Genomic DNA, 19,216 nt, shown 5'->3' on the forward strand with positions numbered 1-19,216 from the left:
AAAACACTGGTTTCTGCAGCATAGACCGCTGTTAATAACAATCTTTCAGGTGGTGGCGTAACATCAGCAAAGACAGAATCAATATTTGAACGAATGAACTATGGATACAAATAACATGGAGCGTAAAGGAGTTGTCGTTATAACAGGAGCATCAGCAGGTTTAGGCCGTGCCTGCGCCCGGGAGTTTGCAAAGAACGGTTATGATGTTGGCCTGCTGGCCCGAGGAATAGACGGGCTGGAGGGTGCAAAGCATGAAGTACTGCAAATGGGCCGCAAAGCAGTGTATGTGCAGGTAGATGTAGCTGACGCTCAAGCTGTGGATGATGCTGCCACCAAAATTGAAGAAGAGCTCGGGGAGATAGATGTATGGGTAAATAATGCTATGAACAGTGTTTTCAGCCCTATAAAGGAAATGCAACCCGATGAATATAAGCGTGTGACTGAAGTTACTTACCTGGGCCAGGTTTACGGAACGTTGTCAGCTTTAAAGCGCATGCTTCCCAGAGACAAAGGCTCGATCATTTTAGTCGGATCTGCTTTAGCTTACAGGGGCATACCACTACAGTCAGCTTACTGCGGCTCCAAACATGCTATCCAGGGATTCTTTGATTCATTAAGGTCCGAGCTGATGCACGATAAAAGCAAGGTAAAGGTAACTATGGTGCAACTACCGGCCATGAATACCACCCAATTCGGGTTTGTGAAAACACGCCTACCCAACAAGCCAAAGCCTATGGGGAAAATCTATCAACCAGAAGTGGCTGCAAAGGCAATTGTTTTCGCTGCCGAGCATGACCGACGCGAGATTTATGTGGGATACCCAACAGTGCAAGCGATTGTGGGAGATAAGATTGCTCCGGAACTAGGCGATTATATTTTAGCAAAAACAGGTTTTGAGGGGCAGCAAACCAATATACCGGAAGATCCGAACCGAAAAAACAACCTATGGGAGCCAATTCCGGGAGACCATGGCGCTCATGGAACATTTGATGCAGAAGCAACTGATTTTAGCCCTGAGTTCTGGCTAAGCAAAAACAAGAACAAAATATTGACAGGTATTCTGGGCTTGGGTGGCGTATTATTAGGAACTATGGCAGCAAAGCATTTTATGGATGAAGGTGAATAATCTTAAACTCTTCACCCTAAGCAAAGCTCACCGGTATGCATACCGGTGAGCTTTTTTTCTATATTTCATAAATTGTATACTTTGTGGTTGGCATTAGACCAGGAAGTAGAATACCCGTCTTCGTATTTCCAAAAAATAGATTATCTCAGTAACTTTTATACCATGACTACTGAAGTTCACGTGTCTTTTTTCAAACAAACGGCTTCACAATTATATAGAAAACTGAAGTGAGGGATCAAGAGTAAAAAAAATTTATCGATTCCACTTTTTTCATACTAAGTTGGTGTGTAATTTGTATCATCTGTTACAGCATTTAATCACTAACAGCCGAGGGAGGGTAACATCATGGTAAATTCTTCATTATTAATATCATACGGAGTTGATCCTGAAAACAAGTTACTTTACAGTAAATGGATTGCTCCCTTCACCAGCGAACAGTATCGTGCAGGACTTCAGCACCTTGCTGAGGTGATACACAATAACCACATTAAACTTTGGATACATGAAAGCATTGGCATCAACGAAATAGCCAGCCTGGACCAAAAATGGACTACTGAAGTTCTGGCCCTGATTCTTGTACAAAGTACCCTGGAATACCTCGCTATTGTTCGCCCCGATACAAAGGAACAGGTTGTTGTAGCAGGAAACATACTTCGCGAAAAAGCTTACAGGATTTTTGGCAAATCGGTTCGGGTTGAGTTCTTCGATTCTACTGAAGAGGCTAAGGCCTGGCTGATACCTAAACGCCAGTATTATAAATTACCCGCCCTAAGTGATCCTTCACAAAAAATAGACTAGACAAGCGGTTTTTCTGCAAGCAGAAAAACCGCACCCTTTACTGCCTGAACAATTATACAGCTGCTCATAAAGCTAAATCTCAGCCAAGTAAAACCAATAAAGGGATGTAAAATATTTTAGTTCTTTTATTTGCGAACTAAAAGAACTAACTATATCTTTGTGCTGTTCTTAACTAGAACGACAGCTAAAATTTATAATGAATTTAACCGAACAAAAGAAAGCACTTATTGAGAAGATCGGTGTCTTCCATGAGAAAATGGGGATGCAGCCAGCTGCAGGCCGCATTATGGGCTTAATGTTTGTTTCCGATAGACCAGAGCTCACTTTTGATGAGATACGTGAAACACTTAATATTAGCAAGAGTGCGACCAGTACAGCCTTAAATCTGCTTATTGAAACGGGCCCGGTAGAGTACATTACCTTTCCGGGTGACCGAAAACGCTATTTCAAATTAAAGACATCTAACTGGCGCGACTCCCTTACAAAACGCTTCAATAATATCATCAATTTTAAGAGTTTACTTATAGAAGTGTTGGAATCAAGGTCAGAAAAATCATCTGAGTTTAACAGCTGCCTCTCAGAATTTATTGATTTCCTGGAGTACATGCAGCAGGAGTTACCTGTACTGCTTGAGAGATGGGAAAATAGCAGAAAATAAAATTTTTTATAAGATTAGTTCTTTTTATTCAGAACTAAATAGTAATAGATACAAAATTATAAACTACAATACCGTGATTAAAAAGCAAATACTTATTGGCCTGATGGTGTTGCTCATGAAGCCTGTTTTTGCACAGGAGCAGGACGGAAGTACCGTGAAAGAGTTGACGCTACAGGAAAGTATAAACTATGCGCTGGAGCACAACGAGGACATCAAAAAAGCAACTTATGATGAGATGGGCTCCAGGTACCAGATTAACGAAGCCAAAAGTGCCGGATTGCCGCAGGTAAGTGCTACTGGTACATTTGATTACTACCCAAACCTGCCAACTCAGATCCTTCCGGGTGCCATTGTTGGTAAGCCTGGTACTGATGTGCCGGTAAAATTTGGTAAGGATTATAACGTGCAGGGAGGCGTTACACTGCAGCAGTTGCTTTTCAGCCAATCTTATTTTGTTGGTTTGAAAGCGGCAAAAAGTGCAGAAGACTTGTATCGCCTGCGAAAAGAAATGACACAGGAGGAAGTGATCTACAATGTAGGTACTGCCTTTTTTATGGTGCAGCAGACCAAGGAACAGTTTAAGAGTATTGAGGCAAACCTTGATAAACTGGCGCAGCTGGAAAGAATCCTGACCCTGCAGTATAAGAATGACCTGGTGAAAAAAGTGGACGTTACACGCATTCAGGTAAACAGAACAAACCTGGAGAACACAAAGAAAAGCCTGCAAACCGGTTATGAGCAGCAACTGAACATGCTGAAATTCTTTATGGGCATGCCGCTGGAAGAGCAGATCGCTCTTCAGGCTTCTGAGATCAATATGGAAGCGCAAACGCTGTCTGCTAACCTTGAGAATGCGCCAAATGCCAGAACGCAGTACCAGTTACTTGCCAAGCAAAAGGAGTTGAAAGGACTGGAGATACAGGGCATCCGCTCTGGCTACTATCCTACGCTTTCTGCCTATGGCCGCTATGCTTACCAGACACAGCGAAACGAAGGGCAACTGTTTGATTCGGAAACACCATGGTTCAAAACCTCAGTGGTTGGCCTGCAGCTGAACATCCCGATCTTTGATGGCTTTAAGAAAAGCTCGCAGGTAAAACAGCGTGAACTGGAGCTGCAGAAGTATGAAACTGACATTAAAAAGTTTAACAAGAGTGTTATGGTTGAGCTGAATAACGCTATCAGTCAGTTACAGAACAGCCAGAGCGCTATTGCAGCACAGGAAAAGAATGTGGACCTGGCACAGGAAGTATACGATACGACCAACAAGCTTTACAAAGAAGGGATCTCACCCCTGACTGACCTGCTGGACTCTGAAGTAACGCTGCGTGAGGCAAAGACGAACCTGAACAACGAGGTGCTAAAGTATAAGATCGCCCAGTTGAATTATCTGAAAGCCAAAGGAGAACTGGATTCTCTTACTAAATAAGAAATATCAAAATAAGAAATAGATAAAGTATCATGAAGAAGGTTATTTATATCGTTGCTGTACTTGTGGCCCTGGGTGCCATTGGCTTTACACTGATGAACAACAAGAAGGAGATGGCAGCAACGGCAGCTATTGCAGAACGCAGCAGCGAAGCTATCCCGGTTATACTTACAGAAGCTCAAAATAGTAAAATAGATAAGTCATTTACTGCACAAGGTACTTTTACACCTGTGCAGGATCTCACCTTGCTTTCTGAAACACAGGGTCAGGTTGTAAGAATATCCAAGCAGAACGGTGACCATGTAAAAGCTGGTGAGCAACTGGCCCAGGTTGATACACAATTGCTGCAGGCAGAACTGATGCGTGCCCAGGCGAACTATACCAAAAGCAAGCGTGACCTGGAGCGGTTCGAGAATCTTGCTGAAGGTGATGCGATCACAAAAAGACAGCTGGAGGATGCGCGCCTTGGTTTCAGCAACGCGCAAGCTAACCTGATAACGGCTAAAAAGCGTTTGGCTGATGCCAGTATCAAGTCCCCTATCTCCGGGCAGATCAATGAAAAGTTCATCGAAGTAGGCTCATTCCTTAGCCCTGCTACAAAGCTATTCAATATTGTGAACGTGGATAAGCTGAAGCTTAACGTGAAGGTATCGGAACGCGACGTGCTGCTTATCAAGGAAGGTGGCAAAGTAAGGATCAAAGCTGATGCAGTGAGTAACGAAACAATGGAAGGCACTGTTCAGGCCATCGCTGCCAAAGGCGATAATTCCCTTAATTACAATGTGGAGATACAGGTAGCAAACTCTGCTAACAACCCTATCAAAGCCGGCATGTATGCTACTGCTTATTTTGATGTGGATCAGCAGCGTGAGGCACTTCTTCTTTCCCGCGAAGCCATTGTAGGAAGTATACAGAACCCTCAGGTGTATGTGGTGAAAGATGGCCAGGCCATGATCAAAGACATTACAGTTGGTAGTGTGCAGGAAAACCAGGTAGAAGTTACAGGTGGTTTGCAGCCAGGCGAAAAAGTAGTTGCTTCAGGCCAGATCAACTTAAAGAACGGTACCAAAGTTTCTGTGCTTTAAGAAGCACGATCAAAAATTTTAGAGCTGATCTGCAAAATCTGAGATCCGTGAATCAGCTTAACTATCTGAAATAAGGTAAAATGAATATAACGAAAATATCCATACAACGCTCAACGATCGTAGTTGTGGTTTTTGCCATCCTGACTTTACTTGGTCTGGCCAGCTACTTCTCGTTGAACTATGAATTGCTTCCCAAGTTCAGTCCGCCGGTATTAACCGTGTCTACTTTCTACCCGGGCGCATCGCCATCAGAGGTAGAGAACTCGGTTACCAAGGAGATTGAAGATGCCCTCTCCTCTCTGGAGAACGTGAGTGAGATCAAAGGAACCTCGCAGGAAAGCTTCTCTATTATTGTGGTGCAGCTGAAGCAGGGAACAGATGTGGACCAGAGCTTACAGGACGCACAGCGTAAAATAAATGCCATCTTGGGTAAACTCCCTGACGATGCGGATGCACCCTCGCTTGGCAAGTTTGACTTCAGTGACATGCCCATCATGCAATTGGGAGCCACTGCGAATATGTCATCTACAGCGTTCTATGACCTGATCGACAATAAAGTAAAACCAGAGCTTTCGCGTGTGCAGGGTATGGCACAGGTTAAGGTACTTGGCGGCCAGGAACGTGAAATCAAAGTGAATCTGAATGCTGATAAATTGCAGGCATACGGCTTGTCCATCTCTCAGGTACAGCAAAAAATACGCTTCTCCAACCTCGATTTCCCTACTGGTAAAGTAAAGGATGAGAGCGGTCAAACCCTGATCCGCCTGGCAGGCAAGTATGAAAACCTGAAGCAACTGCGTAACCTGGTGCTGAAGGAAGATGCCAATGGCAGCTCCGTAAGGCTTGGTGATGTAGCTGAAGTACAGGATGCTGAAAAAGATACAGAAGTGCTTACCCGTGTAAATGCGATATCCTCTATCGGATTATCTATTCAGAAGCAGTCGGATGCCAATGCTGTGGAAGTAAGTGAGCAAACGCAGAAAGCACTGGCTCAGTTAGAAGAGACATATGCCGCAGAAGGGCTTAAGTTTACGATTGCAAAGGATAGCTCTACTTTTACCATGGAAGCTGCCGATGCCGTGATCCATGACCTTTTCCTGGCTATTTTGCTCGTTGCTGTTGTGATGCTGCTATTCCTGCATTCGCTGCGTAACGCTGTGATCGTGATGATCTCTATCCCGGCTTCGCTTATCGCAACGTTTATTGCCATGAACCTGCTGGGCTACTCGCTTAACCTGATGACGCTTCTGGGCCTGTCACTGGTAGTTGGTATTCTGGTTGATGACGCCATTGTTGTGATCGAGAATATTTACCGCCATATGGAGATGGGCAAAAAGCCTGCCCAGGCAGCTTACGATGGTATCCGCGAAATTTCGGCTACAGTAACATCAATTACACTGGTGATCGTGGTAGTATTCGTGCCGATAGCATTGTCTACAGGCCTGGTGTCGGATATTCTGCGCCAATTCTCTGTTGTGGTAGCTATTTCTACTATCCTGAGCCTTTTCGTAGCCTTTACACTGATTCCGCTGCTGGCAAGCCGTTTCTCTAAACTGGAGCATTTGTCAGACAAGAATATCTTTGGCCGCTTCATCCTGGCTTTTGAGCGTTTCCTTGACCATGTGATCGATGGTTTTACAGCTGCTCTGCAGTGGGCCTTCGGCCATAAAATAGTTGTGCTGGGTGCCACACTTCTGATGCTGGTTGCAACGGTAGCGCTAGTTCCCGCTGGCTTTATTGGTAGTGAGTTCGTGAGTGCCGGTGACAGAGGTGAGTTTATCGTGCAGCTGGAGTTGCCTAAGAACGCTACAGTAGAACAGACAAACTTTGCTACCAGAAAAGTAGAAGAATACCTGCAGCAACACCCGGAAGTTACCAATATTTTCTCCACAGTAGGAACGACTACATCAGCCCAAGCGGGCCAGAACACGGCTTACTTGGCAGAAGTGAATGTGAAGCTGGTGGACGCCACTGAAAGAGCTTTCTCTACAAATGCTTTCTCACGTGAAGTGAAGATTGACCTGGAGGAAACTATACCTGGTGTGAAATTTACCACATTACCGGTAAGTATGGTGGGTGGTGCCAACCAGGCTCCTATCCAGGTAATTCTCTCTGGTCAGGACCTTGATTCTTTAATGGCTTTCTCTGATAAAGTGCTTGCCGAAGTAGAGCAGGTGCAGGGTACTGCCGATGTGAAGAAGTCTGTGGAAGATGGTAACCCTGAGATTGCTGTGTCTGTGGACCGCGATAAGATGGCAAGCCTTGGCTTGTCGCTGGAACAAGTGGGAGCCGGTATGCAAACTGCTTTTAGCGGTAATACCGATGCCAAGTTCCGTGGCCCGGAAAAAGACTATGACATCAATATACGCCTGGATAATTTCGATAGAAAGAATACCAGCGATATCGGTAACATGACATTTACAAACAACAAAGGGCAGCAGATCAGCCTGAGCCAGTTTGCCGATATCAGGCAGTCGTCAGGCCCTTCTAAACTGGAACGTAAAGACCGTGTCAGCTCCGTGTCAATCAACTCGCAGGTAATTGGTAAACCAACCGGTACTGTGGGTGCTGAGATACAGGAAAGACTTGCTAAACTGGATACTCCTAAAGGTGTAACGGTAGCTTACGGTGGTGACCTTAAGAATCAGTCAGAAGGTTTTGGTACGCTTGGTCTTGCTCTGATGGCTTCTATCATATTTGTGTACCTCATCATGGTAGCCCTGTACGACAGCTATGTGTATCCGCTGGTAGTACTGTTCTCTATTCCACTGGCGATCATAGGTGCCTTGCTTGCACTGGCCCTGTCTGCTTCTACGTTGAGCATCTTCTCAATTCTAGGCATCATCATGTTAATTGGTCTGGTGGCGAAGAACGCCATCATGGTGGTGGACTTTACAAACCACCTTAAATCAGAAGGTGTGGAAGTGAAGGAAGCACTTGTTGAAGCCGTAAGAATCCGTTTCCGCCCGATCCTGATGACAACGCTGGCAATGGTGATCGGTATGCTTCCGATTGCCTTGGCAAGTGGCCCGGGTGCAGAGTGGAAGAACGGACTGGCATGGGCCCTGATAGGCGGTCTGAGCAGTTCCATGTTCCTGACGCTAATCGTGGTGCCGGTGATCTACTATATCTTCGACAGGATCCTGGCCAAACTTGGTATGGACAAAAAGACGAAGATCGAGCTGGAAGAGAAGTCGCTGGAAGAACTTGAGCATGAGACATTAGTGCTGGAAGAAGCAAAAATGAATCAGGTTCATGCTTAAAATATAATGTAGCGGGTGTCCGGATGTCATTACGTCTGCACACCCGCTATACTTACCTTGACCTTTATTACCTTTATACTAATTGTATCATGAGTACAGTAGCTGTTTCCACCCAGGCCATCAGGCATGAAGTTATAAGTATTATAAGTTCTTTGAAGAAAATTAACCCCGGCAAGCTGAGTGAGGTTAATGACCTGACTGAGCTGAACTTCGACATACTGGATGTGGTGGATATTATACTTGAAGTAGAGAAGGCTTATAGCATTTATATCCCGGACGATGTGCCGGTTTACACGATAGATGATTTTGTAGACTTCATTTACAAGCAGAATTTAAACCAGGCCTGTTAGGCTGGTTTTGCACCTGCAAAAAAGGGAGGGGGAAACTTAGTTTCTCCCTCCCTTTTTTCTTTATATCTACAAAGCCGGTATTGAACAGCAATACTGGCGTAGCCTCAAGCCTATTCTAAAATAAAAAAACCTTGAGTGCCATACTTTACCGTATACAGCAAAAAAGAACATAAAAACATGCTATACGATAAAGACAGTTATATCTGGAAAACTATTGGGCTTGGTGCCGTGGCAGGCATGAGAGCCATGTCAGCCCCTGCGCTGCTAAGCAATGAACTGAGCAAGATCCCAACTACACGGCTATCACACAGCCCACTTCACTACCTGCAGTCAGGGGCAGTATCAACCGGGCTTAAAGTGATGGCGGCCTCAGAAATGCTTGGTGATAAAATACCCGGAATCCCTGACAGGATCACTATCCCATCCGTGCTTACACGTGCTGCTTCCGGCGCTTTGGTTGGGGCTACTTTATTTACTGCTAACAAAGACAAAACAATGACCGGTGCTGCAGTAGGCGCAGCGGCCGCAGTGGCTGCTACCTATATCAGTTTCTACCTCAGAAAACTGGTCCGGAAACAAACCAGTTTCCCGGATGCTTTTAGTGGCGTAATAGAAGATGCGATAATGCTTGGCAGCGGATTAGCTATAACAAAAAGCTAAAACACGTTACTTATAAAAACAGTAAAGCCACTCATTTGGGAGTGGCTTTACTGTTTTTATAAGGTTATTATTAAGCTCTTGAAAGCTGCTTTAAATGCGACACATGCGATACTACTGCCATGCGCATACCAGGTATATTGTGGTACGGAATGCCAAAATCAGCACAAGCCTGCGCTACAATTTTGCTGAGTGCCGGATAATGAATGTGTGATATCTTTGGGAAAAGGTGATGCTCCACCTGAAAGTTAAGGCCTCCTGAGAACCAGGTAACCAGCTTATTATTCGTTGCGAAATTTGCAGTCGTTTTAAGCTGATGGATAGCCCATTCATCCTCCATTTTATTTGTTGCAACTTCGGCAACCGGGAAGTGCGTCTCACGCACTGTGTGGGCCAACTGAAATACGATGCTCATCACAAAGCCAACTACTACGCCATAAACCAGAAAACCGATTAACCATGGCAGGAAACCTACTGTAATAATAGGTAGTACCGCAAAGAAGATGATATGTGATACTTTGAAAGCCCAGAAGGTAACATGGTCAGAAGCCTTCATCTTTTTAAGTGGCATTGCGCCAACTTTTTTGGTAAAATACTTCTGATAATCCGAGAAAAATACCCAGAAAAAGAAAAGCATGGAATAGGCTGCCCAGAAGTAGAAATGCTGGTAGCGGTGAATTTTTCGTAGTTTCTGCGTTTCGCAAAGTCTCAGGAACGGACCTGCATCCAGGTCATCATCTATACCATCGATGTTGGTGTAAGCGTGGTGGATCACGTTGTGTTTGGTGTTCCACATAAATTCATTTGCACCGAGCACATTGAGGCAAAGGCCGGCCATTTCGTTCAGCTTTTTTATTTTGCTAAAGCTTCCGTGTGAACCGTCATGCACTACATTGAAGCCAATACCTGCGGTAAGGGTACCTAATAAAGCACACTCCAGGATACCCAGCCAGGCTGGAGGCGTAAAGAAAACAAGGTGTATGTAAACAAGCAGAAGGCTGACAGTAAGTATAATTGCTTTGATGTATAGCTTAGAATTACCTGTGGTGGAAATGCCCTCCTCCTGAAAATAATCGTTGATGCGTTTTTTGAGCTCGGCGTGGAAAGAGTCCTTTTGAGACTTAAATTTAGGTGCGGCCATAGTTTATTAATAAAAAATTAGGTGCGTTTGGGAGCGATGATATAAGACCGCGACAAAACTGGTTGTAAAAGTAACATATATTTTAACATAATAGTTTGTTAACCCTCAAGATGCCTGCTTTTCATCTCTAAATCATTCAAAACCGGCATGCTGACGCTCTTATTCCAGAAGCCGTATGGCTTATCTGCTTTCAGAGTGCTGCCTGGTTTACTTCTTTTTATACTTCCAGCAGGTAGAACGGGTATTTATAGCCTTCTTTCTCCAGGATAGGTTTAGAAACATTGTAGACTTTCACTCCTTTCGAGGTCTCACCTTCTAACGTGCCAATGTGCGCGTGTCCGTGAAATGCGGCTACAACTTCTCTCCGATTGATAGGTTCTGCCAACCTGGACGAACCTAGAAACGGGAATATCTGCTCTGGCTCTCCTACAACAGTAGCCTTTATTGGTGAATAATGTAGTAAAACAATTTTTTTCAGGTTTTCGTGTTCATTATCAAGCCTGGATAATGCTCCATCCAGTTTCAGCGCCTCGTCTACAGCTTCCTGCACAAAATCCTTGATCATTTGCTCACCAAACATCCCTAGCATGCCCTTATCAAAGCCGCCACCGAATCCCTTTACACCCGCAAAACCAACATCGCCGATCACAACACAATCACCATCCAGCAAGTGCACGTTTTCTTTCAGCAGGGTTTTCCGGATTCCTTTGTAGTTATCACGTTCATAGTCATGATTACCAAGCACAGCCACTACCGGAATAGAGCAGGCTTTTAATTCATGTGCCAGCACTTCAGCTTCCGAAACGCGGCCAGTATCGGTCAGGTCTCCACAAAGCAACAGTACGTCTGCCTTTTCTGATACCTCTTTAAAATAATCTTCCCACTTTCCTGTATCTGTTTCACGTACGTGTATGTCGCCTACAGCAGCAATTCTTGTTTTCTTGTTTGTGTCTTTTGAAGTTTTTGTCATGCTTTATACAGATCTGATGGTTACTACCTTATAGTCCCATTCGGTAATATCAGTTGCGTATTGCGTCTGGTCAATGAGCGGTCCTCTGCAAATCTTTTCTACTGGCACCGGCATATCATACTGCTCCTGCGCTCTTTTTATTAATTCGTCGAACAGCCATTTCGGTACCAGGTCTCTCTCAGAGGGGTACACAAACTGAAAGGAGAGTATCTGGGACAGCAAAAGATGCCAATGGGTTTCCATGTGTGCCCACAACCATTTCCAATCCAGCTTTTTACCGTACCTCAAGATGATATGGTTTATGTCAGCTCCGTCGAAACGCTCTCTGTTCTGCACATATAATTTTGACCAGATAAGTGCTTCAGCGGGAATCACTCGCAGTTTTATACCTAATAGCTCACTTTTTACGGAACGCTCAAACCAGCCATCGTCCACGGCGCAGTGGTTGCCAGGGTTGTTGAAAATAATATCCATAAAATTTTCCCCTGAAATAGCCTTCGCCAGCCATCTTGCATCTGTTAACTCGGTATCAAACCCATGCGCTTTAAAAGCCTTAAGGATAGTGGGGCAGTCACCTGACCTGCAGAAAACGTCCAGGTCCTTTGTATCACGCATGATGTCAGTATACAGACGTAAGGCAAACCCTCCTCCCACCAGAAAATCAACTTTGCTATCGGCTAATATGGTTAGGGCTTCCCTGTAAAAGTCGTGTGCCTTCTGCTGGTGAATTCCCTCCTGTAATTCTATTACTTTTGCCATTATGTGTCTTATTTAACCAAGAAAGAATAGCCGCAACTAACCCGATCAGAAACCATGTCTGTACATGCCGTTTTTGCACTACTCTAACTAAACTCGAATAGAAACTTTTACTAGATTGTACTACAGTTGGTTGTTAAAAAATACTTTATAAGCAGGAATCGCAGACCACGCAAAGCTTTTAAGACAAGAGCAACAATGAATTAATTGAATTACTTCTGCAAATTTTTCAATGGAGCGGGTGTTGTGTTACAAAGAATGGAACATTGGCAGTGGCTATATTATTCTTGCCATCCCGCACATAGACAAACAGCCTGTAAGCTCCCTCCTTTTCGGGCGTTTTGAGTAGAATCTCGTTGGAAGCTCCTGTTGCATGTAGTTGCCCTGTGATAGGCGCTGGCTCTACCTGTTTACCTGTGTTGCCATCTGCAGCCTCAACTTCTGGCAGTAGTTGCCACTCCAACTGTAAGGAGTCCTGGTCAGGGTCGAAAGTAAAAACCTTGCTTTGGTACGTTTGTTCCGGCTTGAGGTAGATGTGATCAAATGCATACTTTTGATCCAAGGTCACAAAAGCTATGTAGGGCGATCTGTTCTTGCTTTCTCTGCCGGTCCACATCTCCTGCATCACATGCACCAGTTCAGTCTCTTCACCTTTTTTATGGAAGAGAGAGAACCATGTTCCGGTCGTTTCCTGTTTGCTACCCCACAAGAACACGTAAGAGCCGAGGCACTTATCCTGATTATCAAGTACAGATTTCTGGTAACGCTGTTTGGCAAACTCAGCTTTTTCAGAGCTCGTCTGCTCGATAGGGGCCATCCACCAGGTATAGTAAGATTCCCAATAACCTCTCGCTCCGAATTCAGAAACTATGTATGGGCCCGTCCAGTCTGTTTTGGCGATTTCATCACCCAGTGAATTTAAGCCACCAAACGAATTAATGGAAAGAACATCCAACGCAGGGCATCGATCCACGATCAGGTTCACTACTTTGTCAGGCACGTTCATGATAGTGGTGGTGGTCGGGTGGTCGGGGTCTACTTCATGGATCATCTCTGCCACGCCATTCACTGCATCCCAAACTTTCACATTGGAGCCATCGGCATATAATTCGTTGCCAATACCCCACATCAGCAAGGCCGGATGATCCTTAAATTTAACAACGACCTGCTTGAGCTCCTCTAACTGCTCCGCTACCGACTCTTTATCATAATAATTGAAACCTTCTCTTTCACGTGCCATCCAAAGACCAAGGGTAACGGTCAGTCCGTTTTTCTGTGCCTCATCCAGTATTTTCTGTGCATCGTCTGTGTGCCATACCCTGATAGAGTTTCCGCCATACTGTGCAAGGCGGTCATAATAATCATATCCGGCAGCTCCTTTGATAAAGTATGGTTTTCCATTGCGATATAATACAAAGCTGTTGCCTTCTTTAACGATCTCTACCTTCCTATCCCTCCGCACATACTTCTCCTGAACTGGAGTTTTTGTTGAGCAACTCACCCAGATGAAAATCGAAATAAAAAAAATGAAGAGTGCAAAAAAAGAGAAGCGCAATCTGTTATTGAACATATAAATGAATATTTATAACATAATCAATATTGTAAATTTAAATAGCTCCTATTCATAAACCTTTACAAAATGACTAAGTATAGTTACGGAGGCAGATTATATATGTTATTGCATATAAAAGGAATTTACAATGCACAACAGTACAATTTTTGCACTTTGCCAATAGCTACAAAATTAATTTTACCAACGTGTTTTTATTTTCACCCGATCTTAAGAAAGTACACCCAGCTACGCCTCCCGAATTCGCACCTAAAAAAAAGGATGTGCTTACGGTCAGGTTCATGATCGTGCTTGGCCTGATAAGCATGGGGATGTTCTTATATTGGTTTATTGATGAGGACCATGTAGGCTATGCGCCTCTTTTCTGGCTGCTTACAACGGCACTTGGTTTTAAATTACTTCGCACCTTACACGAATGGTACCACTATTATGCTGTAAGTGTACCGCTAAAGCCTACACTTACAAAGAGCTATAAAGTAGACATTCTGACTACCTATTGCCCGGGAGAACCACATAGTATGGTTATTAATACCTTAGAGGCAATACAGCAGATACGCTATCCGCATACTACCTATTTATGTGATGAAGGGGATGACCCTTATCTGAAAGCGCAGTGCCAACGCCTGGGTGTTATTCATGTTACTCGCACTGAGAAAATTAATGCAAAGGCAGGCAATATAAACAATGCCCTGAAACAGGCAACAGGTGATATTTGCCTGATACTGGACCCGGACCACGTACCCCAGCCTGAGTTTCTGGACGAAGTGCTGCCATACTTTGAAGACCCTGCCATCGGATTTGTGCAGGTGGTGCAGGCTTATAGTAACCAGAAGGAAAGTTTAATTGCCTATGGCGCTGCAGAACAAACATATAGCTTTTATGGCCCCATGATGATGGGGATGAACAGCTATGGTACTGTACAGGCTATCGGGGCTAACTGTACTTTCAGGAGAAAAGCGCTCGACAGCATTGGAGGACACGCTGCAGGCCTGGCGGAAGACATGCACACCGCGATGCAGTTGCACGCTAAAGGCTGGAAATCAGTATACGTGCCAAAGATCCTGACCAGGGGACTTGTACCTGCAACGCTGGGTTCTTATTACAAACAACAGATCAAATGGGCCCGGGGTACTTTTGAGTTGCTATTCATGGTGTACCCGAAGCTGTTTAAGAACTTTACGCTGCACCAAAAGATACACTACTTTACGCTTCCCCTTTACTACCTCTTTGGTGTTTTTAACCTGATCGACTTTCTGATACCTATACTGGCACTGATGCTGGCCGAATTTCCCTGGTATGTTTCCCTGGGAGAGTTTCTGGTCATGTTCATGCCTTTCATGTTCATCTCGGTTTGTATCCGGCAGTTTGCACAACGGTGGTACCATGAGAAAAATGAAAAAGGGTTTCATTTGTTTGGAGGTATACTCAGAACAGGCACCTGGTGGATCTTCAGCTTAGGCCTTATCTACTCCATCCTGCGCATAAAAGTGCCCTACATCCCGACACCTAAGGATGATAAACCGAAGAACAACTTCATCCTGAGCTTACCAAACATTTTCGTTTGCCTGCTTTGCATTGGTGCCATCATGTATAGCCAACACATATACGGCAACCTGTACCATAACTTTTATGTGCAGATGATGTCGATTTTTGCGCTTACCAATGTGCTTATACTTGGGCCTGTCGTGGTTATCGGGCAAGAAAGATTTATGGAATGGGTAAGAAGGAATATCATCAATGCCTCCCTTCTAAAACCCATTTTCTCTCCGGTTCGAATGCTTATCTGGCGAACAAGGCACGGGTTCTACGACGGCATCAGGAGCGTCGCAATAATAATGGTGATCCTTGCGTTCATCGTATCAGCCGGTTTTACCTTTGCCAAAGATGAGTTTATCTTATTGCTCTCCGCAGCCCCGGCTAAAGCCACTTTGATCAAGGATAAGGTTTCAAATACCAAATCCTTGTCCATTCATCACTATGATATTTTCCACAACCAGGGACAGTTGCACTAATTAAAATACAGGCTAACCCATACCTGCTGCTTTCGTTTAGATAGTTAGAAGAAATCTTTTATTAACAAAAAACGAAAGCTATGAACAGAAATGAATCCGACCGTTACGGAAGCAATCAAGGCAGCGGTTATCACACACATCGATCAGAAAGATACAGACACCCGGAGAGCAGCAGCAATTATCGCTTCGATGATTACGGATCTCCTAGCCGGGGTGGCTACGGTGACGAAGGTCACAGTGGCACCTGGGGCAACCAGGGAAACGAAATGGGAGGCTCCAGAAATGTAAGTAACCGCGGCATGAGTGGCACTTACAGCACGTCACGTAACTATGGAAATATGGGCAGCTATGGTGGTGCTCAGGGATACGGATCCTCAAGAGGCGGCTATCCTTCTCAAAGCAACTACTCTTCAGATTCTTTCTATCAGTCTGAAAGCGGCATGGGCTCCACAGGCAGCTCCGACAGAAGAAACTATAACCCTTCCGGGCAAAGATCATATGGTTACCAAAGCGACTATGACAGCCACGGGTCAGGTTACAGGCATGACTCAAATCCGGAACTGTACGGCTCTGACGTTTCCAGAAGATTCCAGGGAACTGACCAGGGGAATTACAACTTTGACCGCGACAGGGACAGAGACAGAAATCGGTCAGGTGCCGGCCTGAGCAGTGGCTCCAGCTACAGTGGTAGCTATGGCAGATCGGACAAAGACGATATGAGCCGCAGCAGATTCAGCAGCGACCGCGATAACTACGGAACTTCAAGTTACGGAGGATCAGAAGGCAGTTACATGGGAAGCGGCTACAACAGGACCTCTAATCAGGACTATGACACCGGAAACTATGGCTCCATGGGCTCTTATGACAGGGGCAACACGAGCATGAATTACGGAGAAGCATATGGCCAATCAGGATTTGTAGGAAGCAAGGGCCCTAGTTACCCGAATCAAACGTATGCCCGGGATGCCTATAACAACCGTGTGCAGCACCCTGACAGCGATTATGACTATGATCCGAACCATAGCTTTAACACAAGCAAAGACAAAAACTACATTGCCAGCCGCAATCGTAACCGTAGCGGCTTTGACCGCGACAGAGAAAGAGGCCTTGACCGGTTCTAAAAGCTGATCATCAGATATCCAGAAAAAGGAGGCGTTCCCACCAGGGAACGTCTCCTTTTTTTATTCTTCTTCTTTTATACACACACTGCGCAGGTCGCGCATAGTGCCATAAAACACATTGCAGTCCACCCTTCCTTCAATACCTTCCACTGCACCATTATCGGTATGTTGCCAGAAAGCCAGTTTTGTGTACTGGTTCTTCTCAAGGTTCAGTTTAGGTATTTTATAGTGGGCAATCCAGAGATGGTACCCGTTAAAGTGCCCTGCCAGGTAATCCGTATAAAATTTATAGCTGGTATAAATGATGGGTTTCGTACCGTAGGCATTCTCTACTTTGTCTAGCCAGATTTTCAAGTCCTTGCGGAGTTGCTCTGTTGATTTCTTCCCTTTCACTTCAACGTCAAGCACCGGAGGCAGATCCCCGGGCAACAGCTTTACCTTCGAGATAAAATGACTGGCCTGTTGTTCTGGCTTCAGGTATGGCAGGTAAAAATGGTAAGCGCCCCTGATGATACCGGCAGCTCCTGCACCTTCCCAATTCTGCTCATAGTTCTTATCGTGCAGTGTTACCCCCTCCGTAGCCTTTATAAATGCGAAGGAAACCTGGTTCTCGCGCACTTTTATCCAATCTACTTTCTTTTGGAAATGAGAAACATCAACACCGTACACATTGTGTCCTTCCGGCCACACGGACTTCGGCTTATCTACAAATAGCTCTATGTAGAGCACCAGCAGTACTATTCCAGCTAAAATGCCTATTCCTATCCAGAACTTTTCAGGCATTTCAGTATCTTTCTTTTTCTTTTTACTATTGGGGCGAACCGTGCGCTTCACTATTGTTTTTGTAGCAGCCATCTCTCCTCTACTTTGCAGCTCTATACTTATACTTACCTTAAATGCCCTCTACTTCGCTGATGCCCGAGAGATGCTCTAAACGATCTCCGTTTGTGGTGAGGTAGCCACGCATCAAATCTGCAGTAAGGCAGGAATGCACGGGTAAAACCCCCATCAAATCTCCGACCTGGTACCTGTTAAACATTTCAGTTGAGGTTCGTACAATTCCGTGCTCCTGCGACAGTGAAACAAGGTCAATTCCCTCTAACGGCTCACCCCACCCCGATTTGGTCAGCTCTACTATTCTGCCATAATTTTCGGTGGCATCCTCCTCAAGCAAAACATCTTTCGAAAAGTGCACACTGCCTCCATAGATAATTATCTCATTTCTTTCCGGATGTTTCGCAACTACCGGGCAAGCCATACAAACGGCAATCTCGTCGAAAGCACATGAGCCGATGCGTTGTTGTGTCAGGTCGTAAAACACAAAGTTGCCAGGCCTTATCTCATCTACTCCCCGCAGATCTTCCAGAATGCTGCACGAGGGCGTATCGCCTATTGATAGCTGGAGGTCCGGGAATTGTTTTTTGTAGCGGTCACGGAGCAGGTGAAGCAAATAAACGGTTGTATTATGGATCGTTTGGATCGCATCAGCGTCTGTTTGTTTGTAAGTATGGCCATCGTGTACCACGAATCCCTCAAAACCTAACGTATCAGATGCTTTGATCTTTTCAATAATAGTGTCAATAGCAGCATGGTCATGAGCCATGATACCTGTTCGCCGGTATCCTGTATCAATCTTTAGCCATAGTCTTACAGGATGCTCCAATTCCTTTGCCAAGGCCGCTACTGTTTCTATGTTCACTGCAACCAGGTGCAAATTAATACGCGCAGCAAGCTTGTTGATAGCTTCAATTTCCAGGATGTTGGCAGGAAACGCTACCATGATATCCGTCCATCCGTGCCTGGCAAAATAAGATGCCATCCGCACAGAGGATACCGTTATAGTATTTACACCATGATCCCGAAACCACTCTCCTACCTGTGCTGACTGGTGCGTTTTAAAATGCGGCCGCAGGCGCACATTATTTCGATTTGCCTTCTCCACCATCTTGCTAATGTTGTGTAAGGCCTTCTCTTTATCTAAAACTAAGGTAGGTCTGGTAATTCTCATGCTTAAAAAGCTTGAATTGTGATAAATCCCGTGAAGATAAAAATCTTTAAGCAAACAATCTCAGCTACGCTATCTATTTGGATGCCAAAGGTAAAGAGATAAGCCCTCTTATCCCTGTTTATAGCTAAAATAAGCGATTTTTGACTCGTGGCTATTTATCAATGTCACTTTGGATAATTAACCAATTTTAACTGAGAAGCAGACTGGAACTGCGTGAGGTGATGTTTCAAATTATACTTTTCGGTTTACCTTTGTATAAACACGTTTGCTAT

General features: G+C 44.8%; 16 protein-coding genes. 10 read left to right on the plus strand and 6 right to left on the minus strand.

Annotated features, from left to right (window positions below):
- The first annotated feature begins 100 nt into the window (after positions 1-100).
- From ACSX1A_RS09080 to ACSX1A_RS09115, 8 genes are all read left to right on the plus strand, one after another.
- Positions 101-1,126 (plus strand): SDR family oxidoreductase, encoded by a 1,026-nt coding sequence (locus ACSX1A_RS09080; protein ID WP_439883311.1) that lies wholly within the window; start codon positions 101-103, stop codon positions 1,124-1,126.
- Between the two features lie 345 nt (positions 1,127-1,471).
- Positions 1,472-1,924: a hypothetical protein gene (locus ACSX1A_RS09085; RefSeq protein ID WP_439883312.1), complete on the plus strand. Its 453-nt coding sequence runs from the start codon at positions 1,472-1,474 to the stop codon at positions 1,922-1,924.
- 196 nt (positions 1,925-2,120) lie between these two features.
- The gene (locus ACSX1A_RS09090) at positions 2,121-2,582 is read left to right on the plus strand and encodes a GbsR/MarR family transcriptional regulator (protein ID WP_439883313.1); all 462 of its coding nucleotides are present in this window, start codon (positions 2,121-2,123) and stop codon (positions 2,580-2,582) included.
- Between the two features lie 73 nt (positions 2,583-2,655).
- Positions 2,656-4,011 (plus strand): TolC family protein, encoded by a 1,356-nt coding sequence (locus ACSX1A_RS09095; RefSeq protein WP_439883314.1) that lies wholly within the window; start codon positions 2,656-2,658, stop codon positions 4,009-4,011.
- Positions 4,012-4,043: 32 nt separating this feature from the next.
- Positions 4,044-5,096 (plus strand): efflux RND transporter periplasmic adaptor subunit, encoded by a 1,053-nt coding sequence (locus tag ACSX1A_RS09100; RefSeq protein ID WP_439883315.1) that lies wholly within the window; start codon positions 4,044-4,046, stop codon positions 5,094-5,096.
- 80 nt (positions 5,097-5,176) lie between these two features.
- On the plus strand, positions 5,177-8,359 hold the full coding sequence (locus tag ACSX1A_RS09105; RefSeq protein ID WP_439883316.1) for an efflux RND transporter permease subunit: 3,183 nt from the start codon (positions 5,177-5,179) through the stop codon (positions 8,357-8,359).
- A gap of 23 nt (positions 8,360-8,382) precedes the next feature.
- The gene (locus ACSX1A_RS09110) at positions 8,383-8,709 is read left to right on the plus strand and encodes an acyl carrier protein (RefSeq protein ID WP_439883317.1); all 327 of its coding nucleotides are present in this window, start codon (positions 8,383-8,385) and stop codon (positions 8,707-8,709) included.
- A gap of 177 nt (positions 8,710-8,886) precedes the next feature.
- A complete protein-coding gene (locus ACSX1A_RS09115) occupies positions 8,887-9,369 on the plus strand; it encodes a DUF4126 family protein (RefSeq protein WP_439883318.1) in 483 nt (160 codons plus the stop codon).
- Between the two features lie 70 nt (positions 9,370-9,439).
- On the opposite strand, the gene ACSX1A_RS09120 is transcribed toward ACSX1A_RS09115, so the two are convergent.
- The 4 genes from ACSX1A_RS09120 to ACSX1A_RS09135 all read right to left on the minus strand — a co-directional run bounded on the left by ACSX1A_RS09120 (position 9,440) and on the right by ACSX1A_RS09135 (position 13,803).
- Positions 9,440-10,507, minus strand: coding sequence for a fatty acid desaturase family protein (locus ACSX1A_RS09120; protein WP_439883319.1), 1,068 nt, complete (start codon positions 10,505-10,507; stop codon positions 9,440-9,442).
- A gap of 217 nt (positions 10,508-10,724) precedes the next feature.
- Positions 10,725-11,477 carry a metallophosphoesterase family protein gene (locus tag ACSX1A_RS09125; protein WP_439883320.1) on the minus strand — a complete coding sequence of 251 codons (753 nt, stop codon included), beginning with the start codon at positions 11,475-11,477 and terminating at the stop codon, positions 10,725-10,727.
- A 3-nt stretch (positions 11,478-11,480) separates the two neighbouring features.
- Positions 11,481-12,236, minus strand: a complete 756-nt coding sequence (locus tag ACSX1A_RS09130; protein ID WP_439883321.1) for a nucleotidyltransferase — start codon at positions 12,234-12,236, stop codon at positions 11,481-11,483.
- A 226-nt stretch (positions 12,237-12,462) separates the two neighbouring features.
- Positions 12,463-13,803, minus strand: a complete 1,341-nt coding sequence (locus ACSX1A_RS09135; protein ID WP_439883322.1) for a glycoside hydrolase family 2 TIM barrel-domain containing protein — start codon at positions 13,801-13,803, stop codon at positions 12,463-12,465.
- Positions 13,804-13,991: 188 nt separating this feature from the next.
- Between ACSX1A_RS09135 and ACSX1A_RS09140 the strand changes: the two genes are divergently transcribed.
- Entirely contained in the window at positions 13,992-15,815 is a 1,824-nt protein-coding gene (locus ACSX1A_RS09140; RefSeq protein WP_439883323.1) for a glycosyltransferase, read from the plus strand.
- Between the two features lie 80 nt (positions 15,816-15,895).
- Entirely contained in the window at positions 15,896-16,936 is a 1,041-nt protein-coding gene (locus tag ACSX1A_RS09145) for a hypothetical protein (RefSeq protein ID WP_439883324.1), read from the plus strand.
- A gap of 60 nt (positions 16,937-16,996) precedes the next feature.
- On the opposite strand, the gene ACSX1A_RS09150 is transcribed toward ACSX1A_RS09145, so the two are convergent.
- Together ACSX1A_RS09150 and ACSX1A_RS09155 are read right to left on the minus strand one after the other, a co-directional pair.
- Positions 16,997-17,791, minus strand: coding sequence for a glycoside hydrolase family 25 protein (locus ACSX1A_RS09150; protein WP_439883325.1), 795 nt, complete (start codon positions 17,789-17,791; stop codon positions 16,997-16,999).
- A 37-nt stretch (positions 17,792-17,828) separates the two neighbouring features.
- The gene (locus tag ACSX1A_RS09155; protein ID WP_439883326.1) at positions 17,829-18,944 is read right to left on the minus strand and encodes an alanine racemase; all 1,116 of its coding nucleotides are present in this window, start codon (positions 18,942-18,944) and stop codon (positions 17,829-17,831) included.
- Positions 18,945-19,216: the final 272 nt, after the last annotated feature.

Origin of the sequence: Pontibacter sp. MBLB2868 (assembly GCF_051904785.1) — a bacterium.
In the GTDB taxonomy this organism is placed as follows: Bacteria; Bacteroidota; Bacteroidia; order Cytophagales; family Hymenobacteraceae; genus Pontibacter.